Genomic DNA, 16,441 nt, shown 5'->3' with positions numbered 1-16,441 from the left:
CCGGCAGGCGGCGCGTCAGCGGGAGGGAGCCGGCGGCGGGGAGGTCTGGTGTCGTGCTTCCGCGGTCGAGTGGCTGTCCGTCGCCGGCTCGGCCTGCCGTCCCCCACCGCCCTGGGTGAAGATCCGGGCGATCCCCGTGACGTCGAGGGTCCGGCGGAGGGAGGCGGGCGGGCTCTCCAGGTGCAGCCCTATGCCGCGCGCCGACGTGCCGCGGTGCAGCAGCAGGAGGCCGGCGACGCCCGTCGAGTCGCACACCCGTAGCCCGGCGCAGTCGAGGAAGAGGTCGCGCAGTCCCGGATCGGCGGCGAGGCATGCCTGCGCCCGCTCCACGAACTGGTCGCTGGTGTCGTGGTCCAGGTCACCGGTCAGGCGCAGACGTGCGGCTCCCGGGCCGGCTTCCACTGCCAGGGTGAGGGGCGGACAGAGGTGATGTGTCATCCGAGGCTCCGGAGTTGTGGCCGGCCGGTGTCAGGAGGGCGTCCAGGGCGGCGCGCGCCTGGCCGAGCAGCCGGGTCGATCGGGGGAAGTCCTTGAGCTCTGTGCCGAGCACGTCGAGGACCGGCGGCAGGGAGGCGGCGGGGACGCGCCGGGCCTCGAGGATGCCCGCGGTCCACCGCAGGAAGCCGGTGAACAGTTCCTCGTCGTCCACGTAGAGGGCGGCGCCCAGGTACTCGACGATGTGGGCGATGTCCTGCGCCGCGTGCTCGCGTTGCTGCTCGGTGTACGCCGCAGCCGCGGGAAATCGTTTCTCCAGCTGGGCCATCACCGCGCGCACGAGTTGCGGCCTGCTGCGGACGACGAGGGTGTACTCCTGGTCGCCGAGGTGCGGCAGGTCGTCGATCTGCTGCCGGCCGACGGCCAGGGCCGGCACCGGGATGCCGTCCGCGATGCGCCGGGCGGCGGCGCGCGCGTCCGGTGCCCAGGCGTCGGCTCCCAGCCGGCGCGCGTACCGGCCGTCCGGCCCGAAAGCGGCGCCGCCCGCCAGCACGGGCACTCCGGCCGCCTGGCAGGCGGTGATGGCCGCGTGCGCGGCGGGCAGCCGGGTGGGCAGGGAGGAGGACAGCGCGACCACGTCGGCGCCGTTGGTGTGCAGGTGGCCGACGAGATGCGGGGTGGGCACCTGGGCCCCCAGGAAGTCGACCCGCCAGCCGCGCAGGGTGAGCACCTCGGCCAGCAGGCGGGCGGGCAGGACGTGCCATTCCTGGTCGACACAGGCCACCGTGACCCGCCCGAGCCGGGGTGTGACGCGTACGGCCGGGTGGTGGGCCAGCGCGGCGATGATCCGCTCGGCGATGGCGCTCGCGGCGTGTTCCTGTGCCACGCTCAGGCGGTTCGCCGCCCACTCGGCGCCGACCCGCGCCTGCACGGGGGCGATGACCTCCAGCAGCACCGCCTCCGCGTCGATCCCGTCGTCCAGGGCGGTGAACACCACCTTCGCGGCGGCGTGTTCGTCCCGGTCGATGACCGCTGCCCACAGCCGGTCCTGGAGGCCGCTCGTCCCCGCGGCGGCCGTCTGTGCGCTCATGCGGTGTACCTGCCCCGGGTGTGGCCGTCCACCGCGCTGAGGTGGGTGGTCGGCGGCGCGGTGATCGCGAGGAGCGCCATGTCGTCGTGCCGGCCGTCGCTCACCCATTGCGACGCGAGCATCCGGATGCGCTCCACCACGGCCGCCCCCGGCATGCCCCCGCACTCCTCCAGGGTCCTCACCAGGCGTTCCTCGCCGAACAGCTCGTCGCCGAGGGGCCCGCCCCGCGCCTCGGTGACTCCGTCGGTGTAGAGCAGGCACGTCTCCCCCGGGTCGAGGCCGGTCTCCACCGTGTGCGCCTCGATGTGGGGCAGCGCCCCCACCAGGGTGCCCCGGGTGTCGATCTCCTCGACCCGCCCGTCGTTCCGGATCACCAGGGGGGCGGGGTGGCCCGCCGACGTCAGGCGCAGGCGCACCCGGTTCTCCTCGCGCCGGACGGAAGCCAGCACCAGGGTCGCGAAGCGGGTGTGGTCCGAGTTGAGGAGCGCGCCGTTGAGCAGCCGCAGCATCTGCTGGTGGTCGTCGGCCATCGGCGTCAGCGCCTGGAGCGTGTTGCGGATCTTGCCGGTGAGCACCGCCGCGTCCAGGCCCTTTCCGCACACGTCGCCGAGGGCCACGAGGATCTCGTCGTCGGGGGTGCTGCCGGGGTGCACGTCGTAGAAGTCACCGCCCACCCGCTCCTGCGCGGCGGCGGGCTGGTAGCCGCCCGCGAACTCGACCCCGTGCACGCGGTCGAGTCGGGGAGGCAGCAGGTCCCGCATCAGCGTCCGGGTTATGTCGCTCTGCTCGGCGTACAGCCGTGCGGCGGACAGGGCGGCGCCGGCCCTGGCGGCGAACAGCCGCGCGAAGACCTCTTCGGCCTCGTCGAACTGGGTGGATTCCGTGCTCCGCAGGAGGACCAGGACGCCCGCCGGGACGCCGTGGCCCGGCAGCGGGGTGACGGCGGCCGAGCCGACGGTGCCGGTGAACTCCTCCGGGAGGAGCCAGTCGGGCAGGGCGGCGGGGTCGATCCACCGGGAGGGGACGGGCGGGAAGCCCTGCAGCGCCTCGCTCAGGCCGGGTACCTGGGCGGGGTCCACCGTGACCGTGCCCCGGACCGCCGTCCGGCCGCCCACGGCGTACGCCATGGGCAGCTGGCGTCCCGACGCCGGCAGGATGACGACCGCGGCCTCGGCGAGGTGCTGCGAGGCGAGCTGGACGGTGACGCGCATGCAGCGATCGGTGTTCAGCGACGACAGCAGGACGTTCGAGGCTTCGGCCAGGAACGCGGTGCGCTCGCGCTCGGTCGCCAGCTCCTCCTCCAGGAGATGCCGGGCGGTGTCGTCGACCAGCCACCACACGAGGTCGCCGTCGCCGTTCGGGGTGGGGTGCGCCTCGAAGCTCCTCGTGCCGATGCGGCCGCGGAAGCCGGGGCGCAGTGGCGCGGGGGCCGCCGCGCCACCGGCCGGACGGCCGGTGCGGTCCACCGTCTCCCGGTGGGCCCGGGCGAGCCAGGGCGGCGCCGCCTCCGCGAGGGAGACGCCCAGGGCCGCGTTCTCCAGGAGCGCGGCGGCGGCCGGGTTGAGATCGACGACCGTTCCCGCTCCGTCGACGACGACGGCGGCGTACGGGGCCTGGCCCCATCGGCCGGGTACGGGGTGCTTCTGTCTTCTCGCGGCGATGAATTCCTTCGGACGAGCCATGAGGGGGGACCCGCCTGCGGCGAGTCGCACCACCTTCCAAGTGGACGAAAAATACTTACCTCGCGACAACCATTGCCCAGCAGGCGATCGGATGGCAACCCGCCCCCATGACCCGGGGCCTCCACCGGGCGCCGTGCACACGGCCTGACCAGGGATTTCACGAGAAGCGCACCGACCGGACCGGATGCCGGATACGGTGGCGAGCGGCGCTGCCCCCGGGGGACGGGCCCGGCTCTCCGTCTCCTCAGTCTGCCCCCTCGCGGCCGCGACAGTCCCGGGGCGACGGCGGCGCCGCCGCCCACCCCGATGGCCTATCGTCGAAACACGCGGCTACTCGCACCGGCCGGCCGGCACGGTCTCCAGCGCTCACCCGGGAGTGGCATATGTGCGACGGTTCCGCCCCTGCTCCCCACATTCCCGCGGGCGGCCTCCCCGACGCCGGCCAGATGCTCGACCTCATCGTGGGCGCCTGGGAACACAGCCGGGAGGCCTTCGCCACCTCGCCCGTCCCACCCACCCAGGTGCGGTTGATGGACGCGGTCGCGCGTATGCCGGGAATCACCATGGGAGAGCTGGGGCGGCAGCTGGAGATGGCCGCTCCGTCGGTGAGCCGCATGTGTGACCGGCTCCAGGCCGCCGGCCTCCTGCGCCGGACTCCCAAGGCGGAGGACCGCCGGGAAGTACAGCTGCGGCTCACGGAGATCGGAACGGCACACCTGGGCGCGCTCAGGCACCGTCGGCGGCAGTTCCTGGACCGGGCCATGGGTGCCATGGCCCCGGACGCGCGTCACGCCCTCGTCACAGGCCTCTCGGCCTTCTGCGAGGCCGCCGCCACGCCCCCTCGGGCGCCGAGCCGCCCCTGCGGCCATCGGCGCAGCGCCTGAGGGCTGTCTTCGGCCATTCATTGGCGAAACTCGAGCTTCAGAAGTGGTGCCGGAGCGGCCGATGCTAGGGGCACGACTCCCGAGGAGGCCCCGCATCAACGACCTGCTGCTGTCCCTGACCGTCCCCGCCGTGGTCGTCGCGAGCGGCGTGTACACCGTCTGCCACTGCCGACGCCTTCGCCGCAGCCCGCCGCCCGCGTACTCCCGCCGGGCGGCCCGTGACAGGGCACGCGACGCGGTGGCCGACGCCGAGGCCGGTGTCACCGACGCGTACGCCCTCCTCGGCGGGCTCTACACGGACCCGCCCGCCCCGCGCCCCGCCGGGCCGGCGCCCGGCGTCAACGGCGCGGCGCGCGCGGCGGCGCACGGCGGCCCGTCGCTGCCCGTACCCGGTGGAAGGCGGTAGCCCCGGCGGGACGGACCCGGCCGGGCCGGGCCCGTCGTCGATCCAGCGGGGCTGACGCCCGTACGGTCAGGGGGCGTCACGGCGACCGCAGGGGTGCCACCCGGCCCGGGCATGCCCCCCTCGGCCACCGGGGCCCGGGCCGCTCGGAGCCACGCGCGCACGGCGCCGGCGCGGATCCGGCACGGTGCGCGGGCCGTCGTCCGAGGCGGCCGCACGCCGCCCCGGCCGCTCGCCGCCGCGGCCCCCGCGATGGCATCCTGGCCACGTGAACGGACCCGAGATCGACTTCGAAGTCGCCCCCGAACTACGGCTCTTCGTCGCCCACGAGCGCCGTCCGGGACGCACCGCCGTCACCACCGACGGCTCCTCGACCCTCGGGCACGTCGTGGAATCACTCGGTGTACCGCTCACCGAGGCCGGGCAGCTCCTCGTCGACGGGCACCCCGTCCCCGCCTCCCACGTCCCGGGCCCGGGCGAGCGGGTCGAGGTGCGGGCCGTGCGGCGCCCCCAGCGGGTCCCGGGCGCGCCGCTGCGTTTCCTGCTCGACGTCCACCTCGGGACGCTGGCCCGCCGGCTGCGGCTGCTGGGCGTGGACGCCGCGTACGAGAGCACGGACATCGGCGACCCGGCGCTCGCGGCCCTCTCCGCGAGGGAACGCCGGGTGCTGCTCTCCCGCGACCGGGGGCTTCTGCGGCGCAGGGAGATCTGGGCGGGGGCGTACCTCTACAGCGACCGCCCCGAGGAGCAGCTGCGCGACGTCCTGAGCCGTTTCACGCCGGCGCTCGCGCCCTGGACGCGCTGCACCGCCTGCAACGGGGAGCTGACCGAGGCGGACAAGGACTCCGTGAGCGGTCACCTGGAGGAGGGCACGCAGCGGAGCTACGACGTCTTCGCGCAGTGCACGGCCTGCGGGCGGGTGTACTGGCGCGGCGCCCATCACAGCCGCCTGGAGACCATCGTGGCGGAGGCCGTGCGCGAGTTCGGCGGCGGATGAACGCCGAACGGGCCGCGGCCCCCGCGGTAGGGGCGGGTCACTCGTCCTGCGCCTGCCCCTGCGCCTGACCCCGCCTGAACGAGTCCGCGCCCTCCCGGCACCGTGGCGCGGGCGCCCCCGGCACCGCGCAGGCTCTGCGATCGGCACCGGACAGGCCCACCGTCGACGGCCGCCTCCGCCGCCCCCGCCGCACGGGCCGGGCCGCTGCCCGGCCGTGGACCGTCTGCGGCCGACCCCGCGAGTCAGGCTCCCGAGCGACGGCGGCGCCACCGTCCGGCCTCCGGGAGCGGCGTGAAACGCTGCTCCCATGCTCGCCGCCCGCTCCGTCGCCCTGTTCGCCGTGGCCGCCCTCTTCGAGATCGGGGGTGCCTGGCTGGTGTGGCAGGGCGTGCGCGAGCACCGCGGCTGGGTCTGGATCGGTGCGGGCGTGCTCGCCCTCGGTGCCTACGGCTTCGTGGCCACGCTCCAGCCGGACGGTGAGTTCGGCCGGATCCTGGCCGCGTACGGCGGTGTGTTCGTCGCGGGCTCCCTCGCCTGGGGCGTGGTGGCCGACGGCTACCGCCCGGACCGGTGGGACGTGGCCGGGGCACTGATCTGCCTGGCCGGCATGGCACTGATCATGTACGCACCCCGGGACCACTGACACGCGGCCGCCCGGACCGGGTCCCGGCGGCCTGCCTATCCTTGGCCCGTACCGATCAGCTGTCCGAGGAGTTCGCCATGGCCGCCACCCCCATCGCCGTCGTCACCGGCGCGAGCAGCGGCATCGGTGCCGCGACCGCCCGTCAGCTGGCCGCCGCCGGTTACCGCGTGGTGCTCACCGCCCGCCGCAAGGACCGGATCGAGGCGCTCGCCGCCGAGCTCACCGAGGCGGGCCACCAGGCCACGGCCTACGCGCTGGACGTCACCGACCGTCCGGCCGTCGACGAGTTCGCCCGCGCTTTCCGCTCGCTGGCCGTCCTGGTGAACAACGCGGGCGGCGCGCTGGGCGCCGACCCCGTCGCCACGGGCGACCCCGCCGACTGGCGCCAGATGTACGAGACGAACGTGATCGGCACCCTCAACGTCACCCAGGCGCTGCTTCCCGCCCTGACCAACAGCGGCGACGGCACGGTCGTGATCCTCTCCTCGACCGCCGCGCTCTCCTCCTACGAGGGCGGCGGCGGCTACGTCGCGGCGAAGCACGGCGAACACGTGCTCGCCGAGACGCTGCGCCTGGAGATCGTCGGGACCCCGGTGCGGGTGATCGAGATCGCCCCGGGCATGGTCAGGACGGAGGAGTTCGCCACGACCCGCTTCCGTGGTGACACGGAGAAGGCGGCCAAGGTCTACGCGGGCGTCGACGCCCCCCTGACGGCCGACGACGTGGCGGACACGATCACGTGGGCGGTCACCCGCCCCAGCCACGTCAACATCGACCTGCTGGTGGTCCGCCCCCGCGCCCAGGCCTCCAACTCCAAGGTCCACCGCACGCTCTGATGCCTACGGCCGGGCTCCCGCACCGCGGCAGGCCACGGGATCCGCACGGGTCCGTGGCCTGCCGGTCCGGCGTAAGGCCCGGGCCGCCGGCTCTCAGCCCTTCACGCACACGACCTGCTTGAGCTTCGCCACGACCTCGACCAGATCCCGCTGCTGGTCGATGACCTGCTCGATCGGCTTGTAGGCGGCCGGGATCTCGTCCACCACACCCGAGTCCTTGCGGCACTCCACGCCCCGCGTCTGCTCCTCCAGGTCCTGCGTCGAGAACCTCCGCTTAGCGGCGTTCCGGCTCATCCGGCGCCCGGCGCCGTGCGAGGCCGAGTTGAACGACTTCTCGTTCCCCAGGCCCTTCACGATGTACGAGCCGGTCCCCATGGAGCCCGGGATGATCCCGAAGTCCCCGGAGCCCGCGCGGATCGCGCCCTTCCGGGTGACCAGCAGGTCCATGCCCTCGTACCGCTCCTCGGCCACGTAGTTGTGGTGGCAGGAGATGACCGGTGCGAAGGTGACCTTCGCCTTCTTGAACTCCTTCCGGACCACGTCCTGGAAGAGGCCCATCATGATCGAACGGTTGTACTTGGCGTACTCCTGCGCCCAGAAGAGGTCGTTGCGGTACGCCGCCATCTGCGGGGTGCCGGCGATGAAGACGGCCAGGTCGCGGTCGATGATGCCCTGGTTGTGCGGCAGCTTCTGGGCCTGTCCGATGTGGAAGTCGGCGAGTTCCTTGCCGATGTTCCGGGAGCCGGAGTGCAGCATCAGCCACACCGAACCCGCCTCGTCGAGGCAGAACTCGATGAAGTGATTGCCGCTTCCGAGCGTTCCCATCTGCTTGGTAGCGCGTTCCTGACGGAATTTGACCGCGTCGGCGACGCCGTCGAACCGCGACCAGAAGTCGTCCCAGCCCGAGAGCGGGAACCCGTGCAGCTTGCCCGGGTCCACCATGGCGTCGTGCATCCCGCGCCCCACGGGGATCGCCTGCTCGATCTTCGAACGCAGCCGAGAGAGGTCACCCGGCAGGTCGTTCGCCGTGAGCGACGTCCTGACGGCCGACATCCCGCACCCGATGTCCACGCCCACCGCCGCCGGGCAGACGGCACCGTGCATCGCGATCACCGAGCCGACCGTGGCGCCCTTGCCGAAGTGGACGTCCGGCATGACGGCGAGACCCTTGATCCAGGGCAGCGTGGCCACGTTCCGCAACTGCTGCATGGCGACGTCCTCGACCGACGCCGGGTCGGCCCACATGCGGATGGGGACCTTCGCTCCAGGCACCTCTACATACGACATAACTCCTCGATTCCCCCGAAAAGACTGAAAGCGCAAAACTGGTGCCCAGGTCGGCAAATCGGTCGGCGGACCGGCATTCACAGCGGCGCGTGCGATACACATTGTGTCCATCGGCCGCCATCGGGCGGCAACCCGTTTTCCGTACCGAGGGGAGCCTGGGATCGTGCGACACATGGCGTACGTACCCGGCGTCGCGCTGCTCGCAGCGCTCGTCGCCGGCTGCAGCGCCGGTTCCGACGCCGACGACAACGACGCCGACGGCAAGGCCGGCGGCCCGGCGGTCGTGGCCGCACCTCCCGGCAGATACCGGACGCTGCCCGAATCCTGCCGCGTCGTGCCACGCTTCCTCCTCCAGGACCTGCTCCCCGGCGCCGCGGAACTGCCCGAGGACCAGCGGGAGAAGGTGTACGAGGGCACGGCCACCGTCACCTACGACACCGACCGCAGGGTCGGCTGCCGGTGGAGGTCGGCCGCCTCGGACGCCTCCCGGGACCTGTCCATCGACTTCGAACGCGTCGTGTCCTACGACCCGGCGGTGAGCGACGACGACCGGGCCCGCGAGGTGTACGGCAGGAAGGTGGACGCCGCCGACCTGCCTCCGACGCCCGGTACCGGCCCGGACCCGGTCTCCACCGCCTCCGCCGGAACCCCAGGCGGGGCGGCCTCCGGCACGCCGTCCGGCGACGCCGATCCCGGCAGCACCACCGGCCCCGGCGCCGGCACCGACGAGGAACTGAGGCCCCGGCTGCTCGACGGCCTGGGGGACGCGGCGTTCCTGGACGACGAGCCGGCCCAGGCAGGTTCCACCGCGCAGCACCGCACGGTCAGCGTGGTGTTCCGCACATCGAACGTCATCGTGACCGTCCGGTACGCCGAGCAGTCGGCCCTCGCCACCACGGTGCCCGACAGCAGGGAACTGCAGGACAACGCCCAGGCCCTGGCCCGGAACCTGGCCCAGGCCCTCGACGAGTAGCCCGTCACGGCGGGCCCCCGCAGGGGACCCGCCAGGCGCTCCGGCCCCGGTGACGAGGCGGCGCACCGCCGCCGTCCGTCGTACCGTGGCCGTTCCGGGACGCCGGGCCGGCACCCGCCGGACCACCCGTGCGACGCCCCCGGCAGACCGGCACACAGACAGATCCACAGACACACCGACACACAGACAGACCGACGCACAGCCGACCGCCCCGCACGCCCCAGAACGCCGTGCCGTCCGAGTGAAGGAATCATGCACCGATCAGCCCCGCGACTGTCCCGCATACTCGCCTGCGCCGCCGTACCGGTGATGCTCGTCGCCGCCGGATGCTCGTCGGACTCCGGCGACGACAAGAAGTCGGCATCCTCCGCGTCGCAGAGCGCCACGACGAAGGCGCCGAGCGTCGAGCCCGCCAAGTTCGCGCAGCTCCCCGACGCCTGCACGTCGATCGGCGCGAAGACGATCAAGTCGCTGGTCCCGAAGACGAAGAACAAGGGCGGCACGCCGGGCAGGGCCAGCGACACCGCCACCCGCGGCAGCTGCTCCTGGAACGGTCTGGACGACAACGGCGTCAAGGGCTCGCAGTACCGCTGGCTGGACGTCGGCTTCACCCGGTTCGAGTCCGACCAGAGCCTGGGCAGCGGTGCCGACCGGGCGGCTGCCGAGTACACGAAGCAGGTCGCCAAGGCCCAGGCGACCGAGGGCGCCGAGAAGGTCTCGGCCACGCCCACCCCCGGTCTCGGCGAGCAGGCCACGACCGTCACCTACGGCCTGGCCAAGACGGGCGAGGACTTCGAGTACGCGACCGTCCTGGCCCGCACGGGCAACGTCGTCGTCAGCCTCACCTACAACGGTGCCGGTTACGCGGGGGCGAAGACGCCCGCCGCCGCCGACATCACGAAGGACGCCCAGAAGGCCGCCAGGGAGGCCGTCGCGTCGGTGGGCGCCGAGAAGGCGCCCGGCGGGGCGGGCACGCCCTCGGCGTCGCCGTCCGCCAAGCCCTCCGGCAAGGCGACCCCCAAGGCCACGGACAAGGCGACCGCCAAGGCCACGGTGAAGGCCGGGGCGACCGCCAAGGCTCCGGTGAAGGCCAAGGCGAGCGGCAGGTCGTAGCCCCCGCGGAGCGGCCCGCCCCGGGCGGCCGCTCCGCCCACGCGTGGACGCAGCGAAGGGAAGCCGTGATCCGGCCGGCCACAGCGACGGACCTGCCGCGCCTGCGGGACATCGAGCGTGCGGCCGGCGAGGTGTTCGCCGGCATCGGGATGGCCGCCGTCGCGCAGGACGACCCGCCGTCGCTCGAACTGCTCGGCGCCTACCTGCGGGACGGCCGCGCGTGGGTGTGGGCCTCGGACGACGACCTGCCGGTCGCCTACCTGATCGCGGACCTGGTGGACGGCAACGGCCATGTCGAACAGGTCTCCGTGCACCCCGGCCACGCGCACCGGGGGATCGGGAAGGCGCTCATCGAGCACGCCGCCGACTGGGCCGGGACGCACGGCGCCGCGGCCCTGACCCTCACCACCTTCACCGGCGTGCCCTGGAACGGCCCCTACTACGAGCGCCTCGGCTTCTGCTTCCTGCCCGAGGCGGAACTGACACCGGGCCTCCGCGCGCTCCGGGCCGTCGAAGCCGCGCACGGGCTGGACCGCTGGCCAAGGGCCTGCATGCGCAAGGACCTCTGAGCACGGACGAGTGCCTGAAACGGCCGGCGCGGGCACCACCCGCCGGGCCCGCCCCGCGTCCTCCGCACCCGTTCCGCCGGCCGCCCCCGGACGGCCCGGCCCTCCTTCGGGAGCCGGGCTTCGGCCCCTCCCCGCGCACCGGACCTCGCACGTGTGTGCCAGGCTGTGCCCGCGCCGGAAGCCGAAGTGAGCCCGGGCAGACGAAGTCGGGAGGGGACCGCGGGTGGCCGCAATGCAGCTGACACGCACTCACCGAGTACTCATCGGGGTCGTTGTCGCCGGTGCGGTACTCATTGCCGCGATCGGTTTCGCGGGCTCGTACGCCGCCGTGCGCGAGCTGGCGGAGGAGAAGGGGTTCGGCCAGTTCTCCCTGGTCTTCCCGATCGGCATCGACGCGGGCATCTGCGTCCTGCTCGCGCTGGACCTCCTGCTGACCTGGATGCGCATCCCCTTCCCGCTGCTGCGTCAGACGGCGTGGCTGCTGACGGCCGCGACCATCGCCTTCAACGGCGCGGCCGCGTGGCCGGACCCACTGGGCACCGGCATGCACGCGGTCATCCCGGTGCTGTTCGTCGTCTCCGTCGAGGCCGCCCGGCACGCCGTGGGCCGGATCGCGGACATCACGGCGGACAAGCACATGGAGGGTGTCCGCCTCACCCGCTGGCTGCTCTCCCCCGTCCCCACGTTCAAGCTGTGGCGGCGGATGAAGCTGTGGGAGCTGCGCAGCTACGAGCAGGTCATCAAGCTCGAACAGGACCGGCTGATCTACCAGGCCCGCCTCCAGGCCCGCTTCGGCCGGAACTGGCGCCGCAAGGCCCCCGTGGAGTCGATGATGCCGCTGCGCCTGGCCAAGTACGGCGTGCCGCTGGCCGAGACCGCGCCGGCCGGGCTCGCCGCCGCGGGCATCGAGCCCGCCCTGCTGCCGCCCGTACCCGCCGCGGCGGGGACCGGGCAGTCCCGGCCCCAGCTCGCGCAGGTCCCGCCCCAGGGACAGGAGGACCCCCGGCCGGAGGATCCCCGGCCGGAGGATCCCCGGCCGGAGGAAGCCCGGTCGGAACACCTCCAGCCCCAGCAGCATCAGCGCGGCGGGCCGGCCGGGCAGGACGACTGGCCGCACGAGCAGGAGGAGTGGCCCGAGGAGGGCCCCGGCTCCCATGACAGCCCCTGGTTCGCGGCGCCGCAGGTGCCGGCCGACGCCTACGAGAGCGCCTACAACCCGACGTACGTCGAAGGGCTGGAGCCCACCCCGGTGATGATCCCGTCCGGTCCGGGGGGCCGCACCCGCCCGCTCGGCGACGGGGGCACCATCGGCGCGTTCCCGCATCCCCGGGCCGCCGAACCGCAGCCGGGCCCGCACGCCGGGGAGCCCTCGACCCAGCAGGCCGGGCGGGACCGGCCGGACACGCCGGAGCAGCGACGCGGCCAGGAGCAGGAGGAGCAGCCCCGCGACGCGCAGCAGGAAGCGGAATGGGCCGCGGCGGAGGCCGAGTTCAGCGAGATCGCGTACGAGGTGTTCGCCGCGTACACCCACCAGCACCAGGACTACCCCAGCGCGGCGGTGCTGGACATTCACCTAGCCGACGGCCACAACGTCCGCCACCCCCGCAGCAGCGCCCTCCTGCGCCGGCTGCTGCCGGGCTTCCGCCAGCGTTTCGACAACGAGATGTCCGCCGACCACATCGCGTAGCGGAGCACGCGACCGGAGCACCCCGCCCCACCGGCCGGGCGTGCGACGAGACCGGGCGGGCCGCCCAGCGGCCCGCCCGGTGATCGCGAACGGTGATCGCGACGGATGGTCGCGACAGATGGTCGCGAACGGTGGGGTTACGCGCCGAGCAGCCTGCGCACCCGGTCCGCCCCCACCGCGAGCAGCAGCGTGGGCAGTCGCGGCCCGGTGTCCCGGCCGACCAGCAGCCGGTACAGCAGGGCGAAGAAGGTCCGCTGGGCCACCTTCAGCTCGGGTGTCGGCTTCGCGTCAGGCGCCAGGCCCTCCAGGACCTTCGGCACGCCGTAGACGAGCGTGGTCAGCCCGTCCAGCGACCAGTGCGAGTCGAGCCCCTCGACCAGCAGCCGCAGCGATGCGCGGCCCTGCTCGTCGAGGGAGCCGAGCAGTTCCTTGTCCGGCTCGTCCCGGACGACCGTGCGGGCCTCCGCCGGGACCTGGGTGGAGATCCAGTTCTCGGCGCGGTCCAGCCGGGGCCGCACCTCGTCGAGCGAGGTCAGCGGGTTGTCCGGGTCCAGCTCGCCGAGGATGCGCAGCGTCTGGTCCTCGGCGCCGGCCGTGATGTCCGCGACCGAGGCGAGCGTCCGGTAGGGCAGCGGGCGCGGCGTGCTCGGCAGCTCGCCCGCGGCGGTGCCGACGGCCCGCGCGTAGGCGGCGGCGTCGGCGGGCAGCACCGAGCCGTCGGCCACCTTGCGGCCCAGCGAGTCCCACTCGTCGTAGAGCCGCTGGATCTCCTGGTCGAAGGCGATCTTGAAGGACTGGTTGGGCTTGCGGCGCGCGTACAGCCAGCGCAGCAGCGGCGCCTCCATGATCTTCAGCGCGTCGGCCGGGGTCGGCACCCCGCCCTTGCTGGAGGACATCTTGGCCATGCCGGAGATCCCGACGAAGGCGTACATCGGGCCGATCGGCTGGACGCCGCCGAACACCTCGCGCACGATCTGGCCGCCGACGACGAACGAGGAGCCCGGCGAGGAGTGGTCCACGCCGCTGGGCTCGAAGACCACGCCCTCGTACGCCCAGCGCATCGGCCAGTCGACCTTCCAGACGAGCTTGCCGCGGTTGAACTCGTTGAGCCGGACCGTCTCGGCGAAACCGCAGGCCGAGCAGGTGTAGTTCAGCTCGGTCGTGTCGTCGTCGTAGGAGGTGACGACCGTGAGGTCCTTCTCGCAGTTGCCGCAGTACGGCTTGTACGGGAAGTAGCCGGCCGCGTTCGAGCTGCCGTCGTCCTCGCTCGCCGCGCCGGAGCCCTCGGCGGCCTCCAGCTCGGCCTCGTCGGCCTTCTTCTGCTGCGGCTTCTTCCCGCCCGGCGTGCCGTCCTTCTTGGTGCGGTAGCGGTCCAGGACGGCGTCGATGTCCGCCCGGTGCTTCATCGCGTGCAGGATCTGCTCGCGGTAGGCGCCCGCCAGGTACTGCTCGGTCTGGCTGATGCCGTCGTACTCCACACCGAGCTCGTCCAGCGCCTCGGTCATGGCGGCCTTGAAGTGCTCCGCCCAGTTCGGGTGGGCGGACCCGGCCGGGGCGGGCACGGAGGTCAGCGGCTTGCCGATGTGCTCGGCCCAGGACTCGTCGATGCCGGGGACGCCGCCCGGCACCTTGCGGTAGCGGTCGTAGTCGTCCCAGGAGATCAGGTGCCGCACGGTGTGGCCGCGGCGGCGGATCTCGTCGGCCACCAGGTGCGGTGTCATGACCTCGCGGAGGTTGCCCAGGTGGATCGGGCCCGACGGGGAGAGGCCGGACGCGACGACGACCGGTTTGCCAGGCGCACGTCGCTCCGATTCGGCGATGACATCGTCCGCGAAGCGGGAGACCCAGTCGGTCTCGGTGCTGCTCTGACTCGAAGCCACGGTCGGCACGTCCTTCTCTCGTGTAGGACTCGTAGGGGCGCCCCCAGCAGGGGAACCCCCATTCTCCCAGGTACCGCCCGCAGCGCGAAAACGGCTTTACGCCCCGTGGGATACTGGGGTGATCCTTTGTCCCCTACGGAAACGGCAGCCGGCTCATGGCTTCGGTCCCTTCCCTCGCTTCCACGCTCCAGCAGCAGCTGGCGGACGCCCTGACGGCAGCGCTGCCGGAGGCCGGCACCGCGGACCCGCTGCTGCGCCGAAGCGACCGGGCCGACTTCCAGGCCAACGGCATCCTCGCGCTCGCCAAGAAGCTCAAGGGCAACCCGCGCGAGCTGGCCTCGAAGGTCACGGCGGCCCTCCCCGCGGGCGGCGGGCTGATCAAGGAGGTCGAGGTCTCCGGCCCCGGCTTCCTGAACGTCACGCTCACCGACCGGGCGATCACCGAGACGCTCGCCGCGCGCGCCGCGGACGGGGACCGGCTCGGCGTCCCGCCGAAGGCAGCCCCCGGCACGACCGTGATCGACTACGCCCAGCCGAACGTGGCCAAGGAGATGCACGTCGGCCACCTGCGGTCGGCGGTCATCGGTGACGCGATGGTCCGGATCCTCGAGTTCACCGGCGAGAACGTCGTCCGGCGCCACCACATCGGCGACTGGGGCACCCAGTTCGGCATGCTCATCCAGTACCTCTTCGAGCACCCGGACGAGTTGACGCACGAGGACGACAAGGCCGACGGCGAAGCGGCGATGTCCTCGCTGAACCGCGTCTACAAGGCCTCGCGGGTCCTCTTCGACTCCGACGAGGACTTCAAGGCCCGCTCCCGTGACCGGGTGGTGGCCCTCCAGGCCGGTGACCCGGAGACGCTGGCGCACTGGCAGCGCTTCGTCGACGAGTCGAAGATCTACTTCTACTCCGTCTTCGACAAGCTCGACATGGAGATCCACGACCCCGACATCGTCGGCGAGTCCGGATACAACGACATGCTCGAGGAGACCTGCCGGATCCTGGAGGAGACGGGCGTGGCCGTCCGCTCCGAGGGCGCCCTGTGCGTGTTCTTCGACGACGTGAAGGGCCCGGACGGCAACCCGGTCCCGCTGATCGTCAAGAAGACCAACGGCGGCTACGGCTACGCGGCCACCGACCTCTCCGCGATCCGCGACCGCGTCCGGAACCTCGAGGCCGACACCCTGGTCTACGTGGTGGACGCCCGGCAGTCCCTGCACTTCAAGATGGTCTTCGAGACGGCCCGCCGGGCCGGCTGGCTGGGCGAGGGCGTCAAGGCCCACCAGCTGGCCTTCGGCACGGTCCTCGGCAAGGACGGCAAGCCGTTCAAGACCCGCGAGGGCACCACCGTCCGGCTGGAGGACCTGCTGGACGAGGCCGTCGAGCGGGCCACCGCCGTGGTCCGGGAGAAGGCCGGGAAGGTGGGCCTGTCCGAGGACGAGATCGTCGAGAACGGCCGGTACGTCGGTGTCGGCGCCGTGAAGTACGCGGACCTGTCGACCTCCGCCGTGCGGGACTACAAGTTCGACCTGGACCAGATGGTGTCGCTGAACGGCGACACGTCGGTGTACCTCCAGTACGCCTACGCCCGGATCCGCTCCATCCTGCGCAAGGCGGGCGACGCGAAGCCGGCCGCGCACCCGGAGCTGGACCTGGCGCCGGCCGAGCGCGCGCTGGGCCTCCACCTGGACCAGTTCGGTGAGGTCCTGTCCGAGGTGGCCGAGGGGTACGAGCCGCACAAGCTGGCCGCCTACCTCTACCAGCTCGCCTCGCACCTCACCACGTTCTACGACCAGTGCCAGGTGCTCAGCGACGAGAACCCGCCGGAGGTCGTCGAGAACCGGCTGTTCCTCGTCGATCTGACCGCCCGCACCCTCCACCAGGGCATGCGGCTGCTCGGCATCAGGACGCCCGAGCGGCTCTGAGCACCTCCGGCAGCGCTAGATGATGTCCGACGGG

General features: G+C 72.9%; 15 protein-coding genes. 10 read left to right on the top strand and 5 right to left on the bottom strand.

Going from position 1 to position 16,441, the window contains the following annotated elements; all coding sequences use genetic code 11:
- Nucleotides 1–15: 15 nt before the first annotated feature.
- Genes ABZ371_RS03975 through ABZ371_RS03965 form a run of 3 tightly spaced genes read right to left on the bottom strand, consistent with a single transcriptional unit; the run spans nt 16 to nt 3,207 of the window.
- Nucleotides 16–402 carry an STAS domain-containing protein gene (locus tag ABZ371_RS03975; RefSeq protein WP_358673046.1) on the bottom strand — a complete coding sequence of 129 codons (387 nt, stop codon included), beginning with the start codon at nt 400–402 and terminating at the stop codon, nt 16–18.
- Nucleotides 359–1,525: a cobalamin-dependent protein gene (locus tag ABZ371_RS03970; RefSeq protein WP_358673044.1), complete on the bottom strand. Its 1,167-nt coding sequence runs from the start codon at nt 1,523–1,525 to the stop codon at nt 359–361. Before ABZ371_RS03970 ends, ABZ371_RS03975 begins: the two co-directional genes overlap by 44 nt.
- Nucleotides 1,522–3,207: a PP2C family protein-serine/threonine phosphatase gene (locus ABZ371_RS03965; RefSeq protein ID WP_358673042.1), complete on the bottom strand. Its 1,686-nt coding sequence runs from the start codon at nt 3,205–3,207 to the stop codon at nt 1,522–1,524. Before ABZ371_RS03965 ends, ABZ371_RS03970 begins: the two co-directional genes overlap by 4 nt.
- A 383-nt stretch (nt 3,208–3,590) precedes the next feature.
- Here ABZ371_RS03965 and ABZ371_RS03960 point away from each other — a divergent pair, with 383 nt between their 5' ends.
- From ABZ371_RS03960 to ABZ371_RS03940, 5 genes are all read left to right on the top strand, one after another.
- Entirely contained in the window at nt 3,591–4,091 is a 501-nt protein-coding gene (locus tag ABZ371_RS03960; protein ID WP_358673040.1) for a MarR family transcriptional regulator, read from the top strand.
- Between the two features lie 61 nt (nt 4,092–4,152).
- Nucleotides 4,153–4,497, top strand: coding sequence for a hypothetical protein (locus ABZ371_RS03955; RefSeq protein ID WP_358673038.1), 345 nt, complete (start codon nt 4,153–4,155; stop codon nt 4,495–4,497).
- A gap of 265 nt (nt 4,498–4,762) precedes the next feature.
- Entirely contained in the window at nt 4,763–5,491 is a 729-nt protein-coding gene (locus ABZ371_RS03950; protein ID WP_358673036.1) for a Mut7-C RNAse domain-containing protein, read from the top strand.
- A 307-nt stretch (nt 5,492–5,798) separates the two neighbouring features.
- On the top strand, nt 5,799–6,134 hold the full coding sequence (locus ABZ371_RS03945) for a YnfA family protein (RefSeq protein ID WP_358673034.1): 336 nt from the start codon (nt 5,799–5,801) through the stop codon (nt 6,132–6,134).
- 77 nt (nt 6,135–6,211) lie between these two features.
- Nucleotides 6,212–6,970 (top strand): SDR family NAD(P)-dependent oxidoreductase, encoded by a 759-nt coding sequence (locus ABZ371_RS03940; protein WP_358673032.1) that lies wholly within the window; start codon nt 6,212–6,214, stop codon nt 6,968–6,970.
- Between the two features lie 93 nt (nt 6,971–7,063).
- On the opposite strand, the gene ABZ371_RS03935 is transcribed toward ABZ371_RS03940, so the two are convergent.
- Entirely contained in the window at nt 7,064–8,257 is a 1,194-nt protein-coding gene (locus ABZ371_RS03935) for an RtcB family protein (RefSeq protein ID WP_358673030.1), read from the bottom strand.
- 172 nt (nt 8,258–8,429) lie between these two features.
- On the opposite strand from ABZ371_RS03935, the gene ABZ371_RS03930 reads away from it, so the two are divergent.
- From ABZ371_RS03930 to ABZ371_RS03915, 4 genes are all read left to right on the top strand, one after another.
- A complete protein-coding gene (locus ABZ371_RS03930; RefSeq protein ID WP_358673028.1) occupies nt 8,430–9,230 on the top strand; it encodes a DUF3558 domain-containing protein in 801 nt (266 codons plus the stop codon).
- A gap of 252 nt (nt 9,231–9,482) precedes the next feature.
- Entirely contained in the window at nt 9,483–10,343 is an 861-nt protein-coding gene (locus ABZ371_RS03925) for a DUF3558 domain-containing protein (RefSeq protein ID WP_358673026.1), read from the top strand.
- A gap of 65 nt (nt 10,344–10,408) precedes the next feature.
- Nucleotides 10,409–10,912, top strand: coding sequence for a GNAT family N-acetyltransferase (locus tag ABZ371_RS03920; RefSeq protein WP_358673024.1), 504 nt, complete (start codon nt 10,409–10,411; stop codon nt 10,910–10,912).
- 223 nt (nt 10,913–11,135) lie between these two features.
- Nucleotides 11,136–12,599, top strand: coding sequence for a DUF2637 domain-containing protein (locus ABZ371_RS03915; RefSeq protein WP_358673022.1), 1,464 nt, complete (start codon nt 11,136–11,138; stop codon nt 12,597–12,599).
- A gap of 137 nt (nt 12,600–12,736) precedes the next feature.
- On the opposite strand, the gene lysS is transcribed toward ABZ371_RS03915, so the two are convergent.
- Complete coding sequence (gene lysS / locus ABZ371_RS03910) at nt 12,737–14,488, bottom strand: lysine--tRNA ligase (protein WP_358673020.1); 1,752 nt, start codon at nt 14,486–14,488, stop codon at nt 12,737–12,739.
- A gap of 146 nt (nt 14,489–14,634) precedes the next feature.
- Between lysS and argS the strand changes: the two genes are divergently transcribed.
- Nucleotides 14,635–16,407: an arginine--tRNA ligase gene (gene argS, locus ABZ371_RS03905; RefSeq protein ID WP_358673018.1), complete on the top strand. Its 1,773-nt coding sequence runs from the start codon at nt 14,635–14,637 to the stop codon at nt 16,405–16,407.
- Nucleotides 16,408–16,441 lie beyond the last annotated feature (34 nt).

Source organism: Streptomyces sp. NPDC005899 (assembly GCF_040629645.1).
Taxonomy (GTDB): Bacteria; Actinomycetota; Actinomycetes; order Streptomycetales; family Streptomycetaceae; genus Streptomyces.
The sequence above is the reverse complement of the archived record's forward strand: the minus strand, read 5'-3'. Positions and strand labels throughout refer to the sequence as shown.